Annotated in this window: 12 protein-coding genes; 5 read left to right on the top strand and 7 right to left on the bottom strand. The window is 69.9% G+C overall.

Annotated features, from left to right (window positions below; all coding sequences use genetic code 11):
• Nucleotides 1–20: 20 nt before the first annotated feature.
• Together L3Q67_RS05810 and L3Q67_RS05815 are read left to right on the top strand one after the other, a co-directional pair.
• On the top strand, nt 21–2,522 hold the full coding sequence (locus tag L3Q67_RS05810) for a glycosyltransferase (protein WP_499188557.1): 2,502 nt from the start codon (nt 21–23) through the stop codon (nt 2,520–2,522).
• Nucleotides 2,515–3,600 carry a glycosyltransferase family 4 protein gene (locus tag L3Q67_RS05815; protein ID WP_499188558.1) on the top strand — a complete coding sequence of 362 codons (1,086 nt, stop codon included), beginning with the start codon at nt 2,515–2,517 and terminating at the stop codon, nt 3,598–3,600. The genes L3Q67_RS05810 and L3Q67_RS05815 overlap by 8 nt, the downstream gene beginning before the upstream one ends.
• 241 nt (nt 3,601–3,841) lie before the next feature.
• On the opposite strand, the gene rfbD is transcribed toward L3Q67_RS05815, so the two are convergent.
• A complete protein-coding gene (gene rfbD / locus L3Q67_RS05820; RefSeq protein WP_499188559.1) occupies nt 3,842–4,729 on the bottom strand; it encodes an SDR family oxidoreductase in 888 nt (295 codons plus the stop codon).
• Entirely contained in the window at nt 4,726–5,718 is a 993-nt protein-coding gene (rfbB, locus tag L3Q67_RS05825; protein ID WP_499188560.1) for a dTDP-glucose 4,6-dehydratase, read from the bottom strand. Before rfbB ends, rfbD begins: the two co-directional genes overlap by 4 nt.
• Nucleotides 5,719–5,954: 236 nt before the next feature.
• Between rfbB and L3Q67_RS05830 the strand changes: the two genes are divergently transcribed.
• The 3 genes from L3Q67_RS05830 (at nt 5,955) to L3Q67_RS05840 (ending at nt 9,675) form a co-directional block, all read left to right on the top strand.
• Nucleotides 5,955–7,526 (top strand): LCP family protein, encoded by a 1,572-nt coding sequence (locus L3Q67_RS05830; RefSeq protein ID WP_499191439.1) that lies wholly within the window; start codon nt 5,955–5,957, stop codon nt 7,524–7,526.
• Nucleotides 7,527–7,622: 96 nt separating this feature from the next.
• Complete coding sequence (locus tag L3Q67_RS05835) at nt 7,623–8,966, top strand: LCP family protein (protein WP_499191440.1); 1,344 nt, start codon at nt 7,623–7,625, stop codon at nt 8,964–8,966.
• A 10-nt stretch (nt 8,967–8,976) separates the two neighbouring features.
• Nucleotides 8,977–9,675 (top strand): TIGR03089 family protein, encoded by a 699-nt coding sequence (locus L3Q67_RS05840; protein ID WP_499188561.1) that lies wholly within the window; start codon nt 8,977–8,979, stop codon nt 9,673–9,675.
• On the opposite strand, the gene L3Q67_RS05845 is transcribed toward L3Q67_RS05840, so the two are convergent.
• The 5 genes from L3Q67_RS05845 to L3Q67_RS05865 form a co-directional block, all read right to left on the bottom strand.
• Nucleotides 9,676–10,116: a DoxX family protein gene (locus tag L3Q67_RS05845; RefSeq protein ID WP_499188562.1), complete on the bottom strand. Its 441-nt coding sequence runs from the start codon at nt 10,114–10,116 to the stop codon at nt 9,676–9,678.
• Between the two features lie 115 nt (nt 10,117–10,231).
• Entirely contained in the window at nt 10,232–11,053 is an 822-nt protein-coding gene (locus tag L3Q67_RS05850) for a DUF1206 domain-containing protein (protein WP_499188563.1), read from the bottom strand.
• A gap of 419 nt (nt 11,054–11,472) precedes the next feature.
• Nucleotides 11,473–12,693 (bottom strand): ATP-grasp domain-containing protein, encoded by a 1,221-nt coding sequence (locus L3Q67_RS05855; protein WP_499188564.1) that lies wholly within the window; start codon nt 12,691–12,693, stop codon nt 11,473–11,475.
• A gap of 152 nt (nt 12,694–12,845) precedes the next feature.
• The gene (locus L3Q67_RS05860; RefSeq protein ID WP_499191441.1) at nt 12,846–14,021 is read right to left on the bottom strand and encodes a lipase family protein; all 1,176 of its coding nucleotides are present in this window, start codon (nt 14,019–14,021) and stop codon (nt 12,846–12,848) included.
• A gap of 108 nt (nt 14,022–14,129) precedes the next feature.
• The gene (locus L3Q67_RS05865; protein WP_499188565.1) at nt 14,130–15,107 is read right to left on the bottom strand and encodes an alpha/beta hydrolase; all 978 of its coding nucleotides are present in this window, start codon (nt 15,105–15,107) and stop codon (nt 14,130–14,132) included.
• Nucleotides 15,108–15,109: the final 2 nt, after the last annotated feature.

The following is a 15,109-nucleotide window of genomic DNA, read 5'->3' on the forward strand; positions in this document are numbered from 1 at the left end:
CCCAGCGAAGGAGTCGGTCTTTGACCCAAGGCGCGCTGCCCGTGGTCTCGGTGATCGTGGTCAACTTCCGGGGCGCGGACGACACGGTCACCTGCCTGCGCGCGCTCGCCGGGCTCGACTACCCGCGCCTGGAAGTCATCTGCGTGGACAACGCCTCCGGCACCGGTGACGCCGATCGGATCAGGGGCGCCGTGCCCGGGGTGAAGCTGATCGAGTCGCCGGAGAACCTGGGCTTCGCGGGCGGCTGCAACCTGGGCGCGCGGCACGCCACCGGCACCGTGCTCGCCTTCCTCAACAACGACGCGCGGCCGGATCGCGACTGGGTGCGCGCGGCGGTCGCCGAATTGTCGGCCGATCCGCGGGTGGGCGCGGTGGCCAGCAAGGTGCTCGACTGGGACGGCACCGGCACCGACTTCGTCGACGGCGGCCTGACCTGGTTCGGCATGGGCTACAAGCGCCACGCCGGCTCGCCGCTGGCCGACGTGCCCGCCGCCGAGCACGAGGTCGCCAAGGACGTGCTGTTCGGCACCGGCTCGGCGATGTTCGTGCGCAGCGGGGTGTTCACCGAGCTGGGCGGCTTCGACGAGCGCTTCTTCATGTTCTACGAGGACGTCGACCTCGGCTGGCGGATGAACCTGCGTGGCTGGCGGGTGCGGTACGTGCCGGAGTCGATCGCCTTCCACCGCCACCACGGCACCATGGACGCGGTCGACGCGCCGGACACCGGCCGCGAGACCTTCCTGCTGGAGCGCAACGCCCTCGCCGCGCTGTACAAGAACCTGTCCGACGAGACGCTGGCGCAGGTGCTGCCCGCGGCACTGGCGCTGACCGTCCGCCGCGCGACCGCCCGCGGTGAGATCGACGCGACGCAGCTCGACCTGCAGCGCGGGGTCGGCCCGGTGGAGACCGGCCCGGTGGCCGTCCCCCGCACCTCGCTCGCCGGGATGCTGGCGATCGACCAGTTCGTCGAGCTGATGCCGTCGCTGGCCGAGTCCCGAGCGGTCGAGCAGGCCGCGCGTGTGCGCACCGACGCTGACCTGATTCCCCTGCTGCGCAAGGCTTTGGAGCCCGCGTACCCGCTGCCGCGCTACCTCGACGCGCACGAGATCCTGGTCAAGGCGTTCGGCATCGAGGGCGTGTTCGGGCAGCGGCGGCGGGTGCTGGTGATCACCGGCGACGCGATCACCGAGCGCATGGCGGGCCCGGCGATCCGCGCCTGGAACATCGCCGCGTCGCTGGCCGGGGAGCACGAAGTCCGGCTGGTCACGGTGAACCCGCTCGCCGATCCCCCGCCCGCGCCGTTCGCGGTCAGCGCGGCCAAGCGGCGCGACCTCGCCGAGCCGGTCGAGTGGGCGGACATCGTGATCCTGCAGGGTCACGTGCTGGAAATGGCGCCACAGCTGAAGAAGCGGGATTCCAGCAAGATCGTCGTCTGCGACCTCTACGACCCGATGCACCTGGAACTGCTGGAGCAGGGCCGCGGCGTGCCCGACGACAAGCGGGCCGCGGACCTGATCGGCGTGACCAAGGTGCTGGAAGCGCAACTGGAGCGCGGCGACTTCTTCCTGTGCGCCTCGGAGCGGCAGCGGTTGTTCTGGCTGGGTCACCTCGCCGCGATGGGGCGCCTCACGCCCCGCCTCTACGACGCCGACCCGACCACGCATTCGCTGCTGTCGGTGGTGCCGTTCGGCCTGTCGCCGGAGGCACCCCGCCGGACCGGGCCGGGGCTGCGCGCCGGGATGCCGGGCATCGGCGAGACCGATCACGTGGTGCTGTGGGCGGGCGGGGTCTACAGCTGGTTCGACCCGCTGACGCTGGTGCGCGCGATCGACCGGCTGCGTGAGCGGCGCGGTGACGTGCGGCTGGTGTTCCTCGGCATGAAGCACCCGAACCCCGAGGTCGCCGAGATGGACATCGGCGCGCGGACCATCCGGCTCGCCGACTCGCTCGGGCTGACCGGCAAGCACGTGTTCTTCAACGAGCAGTGGGTGCCCTACGGCGAGCGGCAGAACTGGCTGCTCGACGCCGACTGCGGGGTGACCACGCACTACGAGCACGTGGAGACCACCTTCGCCTTCCGCACGCGGGTGCTGGACTACCTGTGGTCCGGCCTGCCGATCGTGACCACCGACGGCGACGCCTTCGCCGACCTGGTGCGCGCGGAGGGGCTCGGCGTGGTGGTGCCCGCGGAGGACACCGAGGCGCTGGCGGATGCGCTCGAAAAAGCTTTGTACGACACGGAATTCGCCGCGGCGGCGCGTGACCGCATCGCCGAGGTGGCGCAGCGGTTCGCCTGGCCGCGAGCGCTGGAGCCGCTGGTGGAGTTCTGCCGCGACCCGCGCCCGGCCGCGGACCGGCTGCCCGGCGCGAGCGACCTGGCGCCGTCGGATCCCTTGCGCGGCACGGAAGTCGTCCGCAGAGACCTGGCGCTGGTGAAGGAGTACCTGGCCGACGGCGGGGTGCGGGAGCTGGCCAAGCGGGTCGGCGGACGGGTGCTGAAAGTGGCCCGGCGCAATGGTTGAGCGGCCCCTGCGCGTCCTGCTCGACGGCACTCCTCTGCTCGGCGTCCGCACCGGAATCGGGCACTACACCGCTTCGCTGTCCGAAGAACTCGCTTCGCTGTCTACTGTGGACACCCGCGCGGTGGCGTTCACCCTGCGCGGCTGGCGCCGGTTGCGGCACGTGCTGCCGCACGGGGTCCGCGCGCGGGGCATGCCGGTGGCGGCGCGCCTGCTGCGGCGGTCGTGGCTGCACGGCAACTTCCCGCCGGTCGAACTGTTCGCCGGCTCGACCGATGTGGTGCACGGGACCAACTTCGTGCTGCCGGGCATCGCGCGGGCCGCGGGCGTGCTGACCATCCACGACCTGGCCTTCATCAACGCGCCGGAGGAGCTGTCGCCGAGCGATCGGGACCTGCCGGTGCTGGTCCGGCGGGGTGCCGCACGCGCGGACGTCATCTGCACGCCGACGGTCGCGGTCGCCGAGGCGGTGGCTTCCCGTCTGGATGTGCCGCGGGAGAAGATCATCGTGACACCGCTGGGCGTCGACCCGGCTTGGTTCACCGCGCGGCCGTTGTCGAAGGAGCAGCGCGCGCGGCTGGGATTGCCTTCCGAGTATTTGCTGTTCGTGGGGGCGGCCGGGCCACGCAAGGGTTTGCCGTGGCTACGGGAAGCGCACGCGGCGGCGCCGGACCTGCCGCCACTGGTGTTCACCGGGCCGGGCGAGTTCGAACTCTCGGACCGGTCGATGCGCCTGGGATACCTGCCGCCGGTCGACCTGCGCGCGGTCGTCGCAGGGGCGGCGGCGCTGGTGCTGCCTTCGCGGGACGAGGGCTTCGGACTGCCGGTGCTGGAGGCGATGGCCTGCGATGTCCCGGTGGTCTGCACCGACATCCCGGCGCTGGCGGAGGTTGCCGGGGGGTATTCGCACCTGGTGCCCTATCGGGACGTGGATGCTCTGATCGAGGCTCTGCGATCGGCTGTTTCCGATCCGCATGCGGCTTCTACCTCGGTTTCGAGGCGGGCTCATGCGGCGACTTATACGTGGCGGTTGTGCGCGGAGAAGACTGTGGATGCTTATCGGCAGGCTGCGGGGCGGTAGGTTTTCGGGGCACCCCGGTTTTTTATTGTGACTACGGCGGGGACCGGGGTGGAGGGGGCCGTGTGGGTGCTCCGGCTGGTGGGGTTCCCGGGTTTCTGTTGGCAGGGTGGGCGCGTGTGGTGGGAGTGGTGCGGGTGGCGGTGCCGGGGGTGCCGTGAATGTGGCTTTCACGGCGGGGCCAGTGTCACGAATGTGGCTTTGGGGGCGGAATCGGCCCCCAAAGCCACATTTGTGTCATGAGTCAGGAGGTGAAGTAGGCGGCTAGGGCTTCGTCCCAGGGGCGTGGTGGGGCGAGGCCGGCGTCTTGCCAGGACTTGGTGGAGAGCACCGAGTACGCCGGGCGCGGGGCTGGGCGCGGGAAGTCTTCCGTGCGGCACGGTGAGATGCGCGCCGGGTCGGTGCCCAGGTGGCGGAAGATGGCTTGGGCGAAGCCGTACCAGGTGGTTTCCCCGGCGCTCGTGCAGTGCAGGACGCGGGCGGCTGGGCCGTTGCCCGCGGCGATCATGCCCGCCAACTCGACCAAGGCCGCGGCGAGGTCGGCCGACCAGGTCGGCGTGCCGCGCTGATCGTCCACAACGGACAGGGTGTCCCGCGTGGATTCCAGGGTGGTCATGGTCTTCAGGAAGTTCGTCCCGTGCTTGCCGTAGACCCAGGCGGTCCGGACCACCCACGCCGAGGCGCCCGAGCCGAGGACCGCGTCTTCGCCCGCCGCCTTCGTGCGGCCGTAGGCGGTGCGCGGACCGAGGGTGTCGTCCGGTTCGTAAGGGGTGCTCGCCTCACCGGAGAACACGTAGTCGGTCGACACGTGGATCAGTGGCACCCGCCGAGAAGAGCAAGCCGCCGCGAGGACGCGGGGGCCGTCCGCGTTGATGGCGAAGGCGCGTGCTTCCTCGGTCTCGGCCTTGTCCACCGCGGTGTACGCCGCCGCGTTGATGACCACGGGCCGCGCGCCCGCGGCGGCCGCGCGGTCGGACAGGGCCTTGACCGCCCCGATCACCGCGCCCGGGCGCGTCACGTCCAGGTCCGCGGAGCCCGGCGCGGTCAACCCGAGGCCGGGGCCCGCCAGCGCGGCCAGGTCGCGGCCCAGCTGTCCCGTACCGCCCGGGACCAGCAGCTCCAGCCCGCTCATCGAGACCCCAGTGCGGCCCGCTCCTTGAGCGGTTCCCACCAGGCCCGGTTTTCCTGGTACCACCGCACGGTCGCGGCCAGCCCCTCGTCGAACGACACCCGCGGCCGGTAGCCCAGCTCGTCGGCGATCTTGGTGATGTCCACCGAGTACCGCCGGTCGTGGCCCTTGCGGTCGGTCACCGGCTCGACCCGGTCCCAGCCCGCGCCGACCGCGGCCAGCAGCCGCTCGGTCAGCTCGCGGTTGGTCAGCTCGGTGCCGCCGCCGATGTTGTAGATCTCGCCCGGCCTGCCGCCGTCGGCCACCAGCTGGATGCCGTGGCAGTGATCGTCCACGTGCAGCCAGTCACGAACGTTCAGCCCGTCGCCGTAGAGGGGCACGTTCCCGCCGTCGAGGAGATTGGTGACGAAAAGCGGGATCACCTTCTCCGGGAACTGGTACGGACCGTAGTTGTTCGAACACCGGGTAATGCACACCGGCATTCCGTGCGTGCGGTGGAACGAGCGCGCCAGCAGATCCGAAGAGGCCTTCGAAGCCGAATACGGCGAATTCGGTTCCAAAATGTGATCTTCGGTCCACGAACCCTGTTCGATGGAACCGTAGACCTCGTCGGTGGAGACGTGCACGAACTTGCCGACCCCGGCGTTCAGCGCCGCCTGGAGCAGGGTCTGCGTGCCCAGCACGTTGGTCAGCACGAAGTCCGCCGAACCGTCGATCGACCGGTCCACATGCGATTCCGCGGCGAAGTGCACGACCAGGTCGACGCCCTTCACCAGGCTCGCGACCAGCTCGGCGTCGCAGATGTCGCCGCGGACGAACCGCAGCCGGGGATCGGCGGCGACCGGGGCCAGGTTGGTCTCGGTCCCGGCGTAGGTCAGCTTGTCCAGCACCACGACCTCGGCCTGGGCCAGGGACGGATAAGCGCCGGTCAGCGCCTGTCTCACATAGTGCGAACCGATGAATCCCGCGCCACCGGTGACCAGAACCCGCATAGACTCCACCTTCTCGTGTTTCCCGCGCCCGTACGGTCGGACTCATCGCCACGGGGGAACATTTCGTGACCCCACGGACGTCACACACCGGACACAGTAGGGTGACGGGGTAGCGCGGGTGTCCGGCGGGCTGTCCGGCACCGGGGGTTCACGCGCCAATCCGCCTGAGGTTTCGACCGATCGAAGATCAAGAGCAGGAACCGGGACGTGCTGACCGGCTGGGAGGAGCGCGCGTGGTGACCGAAGGGCCGCCGCGGCCATACATCGAATCCGCGGAAGAGCCGCCGCGCAGGCGCAGCGCGCCCGCCGCGTTCGCTCTCTGGAGCGGGCGAACCCTGCTCGCGCTGTTCTCCGCCATCGTCCTGGTGCTGACCTGGTACGGCTCCCAGGTGCTCGGCGAGCTGAACGAAGGCCTGACCACCACCGACGTGATCGGCGGCGGGTTCCAGAAGAAGCCGCTCGACGGCGCCGTGGACATCCTGCTGGTCGGCCTCGACAGCCGCACCGACAACGACGGCAACCCGCTGCCCCGCGAAGTGCTGGACATGCTGCACGGCGGCAAGGCCGACGGCGAGCGCCAGACCGACACGATGATCCTGGTGCACATCCCGCAGAACGGCGAGCGGGCGGTGGCCATCTCCTTCCCGCGCGACTCGCTGGTCGAACTGGCCGGCGGCTACGGCAAGCACAAGCTGAACAGCGCCTTCGTCTACGCCTACAACGACACCGCCAGCACCCTGCAGCAGCAGGGCGAGGCCGACCTGAAGAAGGTCGACGAGCAGTCGAAGGTGGCCGGGCGCAAGAACCTGATCAGCACCGTCGAGACGCTGATCGGCAAGCCCGGCATGATCGACCGCTACGCCGAGGTGAACCTGCTCAGCTTCTACGAGGTCACCCAGGCCATCGGCGGCGTCGAGGTGTGCCTGAACCAGCCGGTCAAGGAGTGGCGCTCGGGCGTGGACCTGCCCGCCGGGCTGCAGACGGTGGAGGGCAAGCAGGCGCTGTCGTTCGTCCGCCAGCGCTACGACCTGCCCAACGGCGACCTGGACCGGATCGCGCGGCAGCAGGCGTTCCTCTCCGGCATGGCGCGCAAGGTGCTCTCGCCGGACGTGCTGATGAGCCCGTCGCGGATCACCGGCGTGATCGAGGCGGTGAAGAAGTCGGTCATCCTCTCCAAGGACTGGGACCTGCTGGAGTTCGCCGAGCAGATGCGTGGCATGACCGGCGGCCGGGTCGAGTTCCGCACGATCCCCACCGAGGGCAATGGCAAGTTCGGCGGGGCGGACATCGTCAAGATCGACAACGAGAAGGTCAAGACCTTCGTCGACAGCCTGACCGACGACGGCCCCGAGGCGCCGGCGGAGCCGACCGGCACGCCGGACGGCAAGATCCCCGGCGCCGAGCGGACCACGGTGGACGTCTTCAACGCCAGCGGCAACGCGAACACCGCCACGCAGGTCAAGGATCTGTTGCGCGGCAAGGGATTCCTCGAAGGCGCGAGCACCCAGCTGGATGGTCGCCCGACCACCGTGGTGCGCTACGCCCCCGGCAACGAGGCCGCCGCCGAGGCGGTCGCGCAGGCGATGGGCAGCAAGGTCCAGGCCGAGCCGGACGCCGACGTGCCCGCCGGGCACGTGCGGGTGCTGCTGGGCCGCGACTACAAGGTGGACGCGAACGGCGCCGCGGGCGCCGGGCAGTCGTCCGCGCCGCCGGTCGAGCCGGTCGAGCCGCCCGCCGACCCGTCCGCCGGAGCACCGCCCGCCGGCCCTCCCCCGATCACCGCGGGTGGCGTGCCCTGCATCAACTGATCCGGCGGGTTCGGGGCAGGCGCCTCACACCATCGGGTCGGTGCCTTAGCCTGGGAGCAGGGGCGCGGACGCGGGAGGAACGGGGAGGTGACCGGCGTGGGCGGCCAGGACGAGAACGAAGAGCGGGAGACCGGGACCCCGGTCGAGGGAGACCCGGGATCGTCCACTTCGGACGATCAGGACGGGCCGGGCACCGAGGAGACGGCACCGGCTGCCGTTGAGCGGAAGTTCGTGCCGTCGCCGGTCCCCCGCACCAAGCCCGCCGAGCCGGAACCCGAGCCCGAGCCGGAACCCGCGGCCGTGGTGCCGCACCGGCGCCGGCCGATCCGGGCCACCGGGAAGGTGTTCCTCGCGCTGCTGTCGGTCGTCGCGCTGGCGGCCACCGGGTACGCCTACACCACGCTGGACGACTTCCAGGACAACGTCGGCACCACCGACGCGCTGCTCGTCGACCCCGACGACCCGGCGGCCCCGCCCGCCGACGACGGCGCCACCGACATCCTGCTGGTCGGCGCCGATTCCCGCACCGACATGCAGGGCAACCCGCTGCCGCTGCGGGTGCTCAAGGAGTTGCGCACCGAGGAGAAGGCCGGGGTCAACACCGACACCCTGATCATCCTGCGCATCCCGAAGGACGGCGGTAAGCCCGCCGCCGTCTCGATCCCCCGCGACACCTGGATCGACGTGCCGCAGGGCGGCCAGGCGAAGATCAACTCAGTGTTCGGCGTGACCAAGGCGAAGACCGCCGCCGACCTGCGTCGCGAGGGCGGGCGGGACGACGCGGCCGTCGAGCGCGAGTCCGATCAGGCGGGCCGCGCCGCGCTGGTGAAGACCGTGCAGGACTTCACCCAGATCCGCCTCGACCACTACGCCGAGGTCGGCCTGCTGGGCTTCTACCTGCTCACCGAGGCGCTCGGCGGCATCAAGGTGTGCCTGAACCACGCCACCGAGGACAAGGACTCCGGGGCGAACTTCCGCAAGGGCGTGCAGACGGTCTCCGGCGGCGAGGCGCTGTCCTTCGTCCGTCAGCGCAAGAACCTGCCGGGCGGGGACCTGGGGCGCATCCTGCGGCAGCAGGCGTTCCTGTCCTCCGCGCTGCACCAGGTGCTCTCCGCGGGCACGCTGACCAGCCCGGACAAGCTGAACCAGTTGATGGAGGCGGTGAAGAAGTCGGTCGTCGTCGATCCGGGCATGGATCTGCTGGAGTTCGCCGGTCAGGCGAAGGACATCGCCTCCGGGGAGATCAACTTCCAGACCATCCCGGTGGTGGCCGTCGGCTCTCGCAGCGAGGACGGGCAGAGCATCATCGAGGTCGACCTGAACGCGGTGCGCCAGTTCGTGGCCGGCCTGGCCGGGCGCGGCGCCGAGCCGCCCGGCGGTGGCGGTTCCGCGGCCGGTGCGGCGCTGCGGCAGAACGACGGCGTCGCCTGCGTGGATTAAGGTCGACCGTGTGAGCCTTACCGACGCACTGCTGCGCCCGCACCTGTCCAGCCCGGCGAAACCGCTGGTCACGCACTACGACGACGCCACGGGCAGCCGGGTCGAACTGTCGGTGACCACGCTGGTGAACTGGGCCGCGAAAACGGCGAACTGGCTGGTCGAGGAGCCCGAGATCGAGCCGGGCGACCCGGTGGCCGTGGCGCTGCCCGCGCACTGGCAGACCGCCGGGGTGCTGCTCGGCGCGTGGTGGTGCGGGGCGCACGTGGTGGCCGACGCCGCGGGCGCGAAGGTCGCCTTCACCGGCCCGGGGACCACGAGCAGCGCGGCCGAGCTGACCGCGGTGGTGTCGCTGGACCCGATGGGCCGGGGGCTGGCGAACGCGCCGGGCGCGGACGCCGTCGACTTCCTGTCCGACGCCCGCATGGCGGGTGACACCTACTCGCCGCTGTTCCCGATCGAGCGGGGCACCCCGGCGCTGTGTTCGTCCACTGTGGAGGAAGTACTGGCGCAGATTTCCGCCTGCGCCGAGAACATCTCCGCAAGCGATCGCGTGCTGTCCACTGTGGAATGGGAGCTGCCCGACGGCGTGGTGCGCGGCCTGCTCGCGCCGCTCGCGGCCGGGGCTTCGCTGGTCCAGGTCAGCAACCCGGATCCAGCGAAGCTCGCCGACCGCGGCCGGACCGAGCGCACCACGCTCGAACTGGCTTGATCAGGCGGCCTGGGCCGACAGCCGCTCGGCGCCCGCGCTCTCGCGCTTGCGGGCGAAGAGCACGTGGTCGAGCGAGAACCGGCCGCCGTTGAAGCCGACCGCCAGCCCGGCCAGTGCGAGCACCAGCACCAGTTCGTAGCCGCCCTGGCCGGTCAGGCCGTTGTCGAGGTGCACCGTGAAGATCGCGCCCACGCCGACGATCGCGTAGCCGATGCCGACCAGCGGCATGCCGATGCCGAGCACGAAGGCGATCGAGCCGAGGATCTCCACCGCGATGGTGAACAATGCGGCCACCGTGGGCAGCGGCAGGCCCATGCCCTCGAACATCGAGGCCGTGGCGTCCACGCCGTTGTTCCACTTCTGCAGCCCGTGTGCGAAGAACACCACGGCGATCCCGATCCGGCCGACCAGTGCGGCGACATCCTTGACTCGAGCGAACATGCGCTACCAACTCCCGGTGTGTGAAGTTTCAACCAACCGGGACCCTAGTGAGCGAACCGCCGGGTTTGGTCCTCCCACAGTGACCGGACAGCGAGTCGACAGCTTGCCGACAGGTTCACTTCCGGTGTGCCCAGGCCGCGCCGAAACAGTACGCGCCGAAGGCCGCGAACCCGGCCGCGACCGCGATGAGCAGCACCGGGCCGAAGGGCTGGTCCGCCAGCGTGCGCAGGGCCGCGTCGAGGCCACCGGCCTGGCCGGGGTCGTGGGTGAACGCCGCGTAGCCGATCAGCACACCGACCACGCCGAAGACCACGCTCTTCGCCAGGTAGCCGACCCGGCCGAGGCGCTCGACCCAGCGCCGCGTGCCGCTGGGCAGCGACGAGAAGTCGAGGTCGTCGAGGAAGGTCTTGCGGATCCCCTTGAGCGCCGACGACACGGCGACGCCGAGCACCACCACCGCCAGCACACCGACCAGGAACGGGCCGGCGGGCAGGGCGAGCAGCTTCGCGGTGAACTCCTGTTGCTGCTGGTCGCCGGAACCGCCCTGCTTGCCGGACCCGGCGGCGAGCTGGATCGCGTACACGCCGAGGGAAATCCCCATCACACAGCGCGCCGCGGACGCCACGCGCTTCATCGTGCGGCGCCGCTCCTTGTCGATCCACTGGTAACCGTTGATGGCCATCAGCGCCTGCCAGAGGCCGTACGCGATCAGGCCGGCCGCGACCACCCACAACAGGAACCCGCCGAAGCCGGTCGAACCGATCTCGGTGATCGCGCCGCGCCCGTCCGCCTCCTGCCCGCCACCGGACGCGACGATGCGGATCGCGAGGTAGGCGATGATCAGGTGGACCACGCCGTAGCAAGCCATCCCCACCCGCCCCAGCACCTGGACGGGCTTGCTCTGTCTGGCTTCGGTCGCCTTCGTACTGCTGGGCATGCAGTCAGCCTCCTTGGGTCTCCTGCTGAGTGTCAGCCCAACGATCGGCGCCCGCTGTGCAACTACTCCATCCAGCCCAGCGACTGTAGGTAGGGTGGTTGATCCGGTGGGGAGTTGGTGGCACGAATGTGGCTTTCGAGACGGTTGGGGTCTCGAAAGCCACATTCGTGACAGAGGGGCGGGGGTGCCGCTGTCCACAGGCACCCCGTTGTCCACAGGGCACCGATCAGCCACCCCCATCCGATGCCCCTGACCGATAGGCTGGCGATAGGGGCCGCCCCCGGGAGGGTGGGGGGCTGCCTGCCTGGGGGTGCGCAGGCTGGGCGCGGGCCGCGGTGGCTGGATGCTCGGGGCACGGATGGCCCAGGTGGCCCGGCGACCGGCAGGCCGAGTCGAGTGCCCGGCGAAGGCTTCCGGGGTCAGCCGGGTTCGATGGGGGTGGCGGCGACCTTGAAGTGTCGTACGGTGTTTTCGATGGCTTCGATGATTTCCGCGCTCGTCGAGCCTCGGAAGCGGAAGCGGCCGCCGACGTGTTCGTAGAAGGCCGCCGCGTTGGGCAGGATTTCGCCGACTTCCAGCACGCGTTCGGCGTAGGGGCCCGGGGTCAGGCCCAGCACCGGCGTCGACTCGGTGATCAGGCACGGGCGTTTCGCGGGCGCGGCGACCAGCATCCAGCCGGCCAGGTCCTTGTCCTCCAAGGCATCCGCGACCTGCGGCACCAGGCCCAGCTGCAATTCGAAAGCCGCCCGCATCAAGTCGTAGCCGTGCACTTCCCGCCACAGGAACGGGATTTCGGCACCGCCGACCCGGGCGCCGACTTCCAGGAATTGGACCTCGAATCCACCGTCCGCGGCCGGGGCGACGAAAACCTCCAAGTGGAACGCCGTCGGTTCGTCCGTCAGTGCCGAAATGAACTGAGCCGTGGCGTTTCCGACGGCCTTCAGGCGTTCCGGGTCGTCGTCTTCCACCGAGCCCAGGATGCCGCCACCGCGGAAGCTGAGGCAGGTGTTCAAGTACTCCGCCGAACTCCAGCGGCGGACTTCGACGCCGTCGAAATAACCGTCCACGTGGAACACGGTGTGGTCCACGAATTTCTGCACCATGCGTGAATCGTCCAGTTCGAGCGTCGCCAGGTGCTCGGCGTCCTGCACGATGACGACGCCCGCGCTGCTGCTTTCGCTCCGCGGCTTCACGATCACCGGCCACCCGTGCTCGTCGGCGAATTCCAGCACCTGCGAGACGGTCCCGGCCGGGCCGAACGCCGGCAGCGGCAGGCCCGCGTCCTGGATCACGCCGCACATCACCAGTTTGTCCCGGAACGGCACGAAGGCCGACACCCGCGGACCCGGGCAGCCGAACTCCTCGCGCAGGGCCGCGCCGATCTCGAGGTCGTCCTCCTTGAGCGCGACGATCCCGGCGGGCTTCCCGAAGCGGGCCGCCAGTTCGACCACCTTCGCCCGGACCTCGTCGATGTCGTCGGTGTTTACCACGATCGCCGTCGCGGCGGCACCTTCCGGAACGCCTTCGATGCCGACATCGGTGGTGATGTAGGTTACGTTGTTCTCCGCGTGGTCGAGGTACTCCGGGTATTCGGCGTAGCGCTCGCGCCACCGGTGGATGATCGTGATGTGCCGTTTCATCGAAATCCCCTGGGGCTCGCGCAGACATTTTCCACCTCAGGGTAGTTCGTTCTTCACACCGGGAAAATCGCCCTTGAGCCATTCTCCACCCGTGCTCGAGATGCGCGGCTTTCCCGGCGAAAATACCGGGAAAGCCGCGCAAGAACGAACAATCAGCAGTTCGAAGGTGCGCTAGTCCCGGCGAACCGTTCGTTCATCCACTTGTGCGCGTCACCGTTCCCGGCGAAGATCCCGGTCAGGTGCTCGGCGAGGTAGGTGTTCCACTGCAGCGTCACGCCCTTGCCGCAGTAGGTCTTGTGCAGCGTGTCGGCCTGCGGCGTGTTCACGATCTCGTCGACCGCCGCGTGGTACTGGAACACCGGCACCTTCGGCGGGTTGGCGCCCAGCTTGTTCTGCGCCAGCCGCGCCTGCCACTGCGGGGTCTCCAGCGGGTTGCTGGTGGTGTAGTCGCTGATCTTCTTGAACGGGTAGTTCGCCAGCAGTTCCACCACGCACGCGTTCTTCCTGGCGTTCTCCAGTTCCGTGCGGCCGGTGTCGTTCAGGTACGAGTCCAGCTTCAGGTCCGGGTACGCGGAGTCGAGGCCGACCGCGGCGAAGGCGAGGAAGCCGAAGCCGAGGTAGCCGTCGAGGCCCTTCGCGACCTCGTTCAGGTCGGCGGGCACGCCACCGGCCACCGCGCCGACCAGGTTCAGCTCCGGCGCGTACGACGGCTGCTTCTCCGCCGCCCACAACGCGCCCCCGCCGCCCTGCGAATAACCCTGGAAGATCACCTTCGCCGACTTCGACAGCTTCGCCGGACTGAAGTTCTGCGCCGCCCGCACCGAGTCGATCACCGCCGGGCCCATCGACTGCCCGACGATGTAGGTCGGCGTGGTCTTCGACGAGTAGCCCTCGTAGTCGGTGACCGCGACGGCGTACCCGGCGCTGAGCGAGTCGTTGATCGCGGGCTGGTCATACAGCGTGCCCCGCGAGATCGCCTTCGACGGCGTGCACTTGAACGCCGGGCCTTGGGTGCCCACCGCGAAGCCGACGATCGGCGCCTTCGCCGGGTCGACGCCCTTCGGCACCAGCACCGTGCCGGTCACCGCGTTCGGCTGGCCCAGCGCGTTGACCGAGAGGTACATGACCTCCCAGGCGTTCGCGTTGAGCGTGTTGAGACCCGGGATCGACGGCCGCCACCGGATCACGTCACCGGCCTTGCCCGCGGGCAGCGGCGACGGCGGCGTGTAGAAGGAGTCGTCGAGCGGGCCGGGCAGCCCGATCGCGGCGGCGCTCGCCTCGTCGGGCGCGGTGGGCTCGGCCGCCGAGGACGCGGCCGTGGTCGTCACCGAGAGCGTCAGCAGCGCGGTGATCGCGCAGGCTCCGGCGCGCAGGGCGCGGCCGATTCTGTGCTTGGACAAGGTTTCCCTCCAAAGTGGACTTCTGCGAGAAGGCGGTCAGGCTGGCAACCCGAGTGCGGGTGCCAGCACCGGCCAGGAGTTGTGCAGCGCGCGTTCCCAGTACGGCCAGCTGTGCGTGCCGTCGCCGTAGTAGTCGACCGTCGCGGGGATCCCCCGTGACCTGAGCCGATCGGTGAAGCTGCGCGAAGTCAGCTCGGCCGCCGGTTCCAGCACGTCGCTCTGTCCCGGCGGATCGAGCGGTCCGGTGCGGCCGTTGCCGCAGGAGATGTAGAGCGCGGTGCCGCGCAGGTCGTCGACGTGGTCGAACGGGTTCCGGCTGGACCAGGTGAAGATGTTGGTGATCTCGTGCCCCCAGAGATCGAACCAGTTGTAGAAGCCCTCGCGGACCAGGATGCCCTTGATCATCGCCGGGGTGCCGGGGAACAACGTGTTCGGCATGCCGCTGTAGGACGCCGCCGCCCCGAACATCCCCTTGTGCCGGAAGGCGTACGCCATCGAACCGTAGCCGCCGATCGACACCCCGGCGACCGCGCGCTGCGTGCCGCCGCGGTACCCGCGCTCGACCAGCTGGCGCACCTCCAGCGTGTGGAAGGTTTCCCAGTCCGGAGTGGACTTCAGCCCGAGGTTCCACCACTTGGTGTACATGCCGGCCTTGCCGTCGGTGGGCATCACCACGATGGTGTCCTTGTCCGCGGTGAACTGCTCGACGTCGGTGAACTCGTACCAGGAGCGGTAGTCCACCGGTTCGCAGCAGCCGTGCAGCAGGTACAGCGTGGGCCAGGTTCGGCTCGGCTCGGCCGCCCACTTCGACGGCAGCAGCAGGCGCACCATGCCGGTACCGGCCAGCGACGGCGAGCTGATCTCGATGTCCACCGTGCGCGCGTCGATCTTCGTCTCCTTGACGATCTTCGCGCCGTTGTCCGCGGTCACCGGTGGCACCGCGGTGGCCGCGGGCACCGGCAGCACAGCCAGTGGCAGCAGCAGGACCAGTGCCGCCAGCCAACGTCTTTTCATCC

The sequence above is a fragment of the Saccharothrix sp. AJ9571 genome (genome assembly GCF_021725495.1).
Lineage (GTDB): Bacteria > Actinomycetota > Actinomycetes > Mycobacteriales > Pseudonocardiaceae > Amycolatopsis > Amycolatopsis magusensis.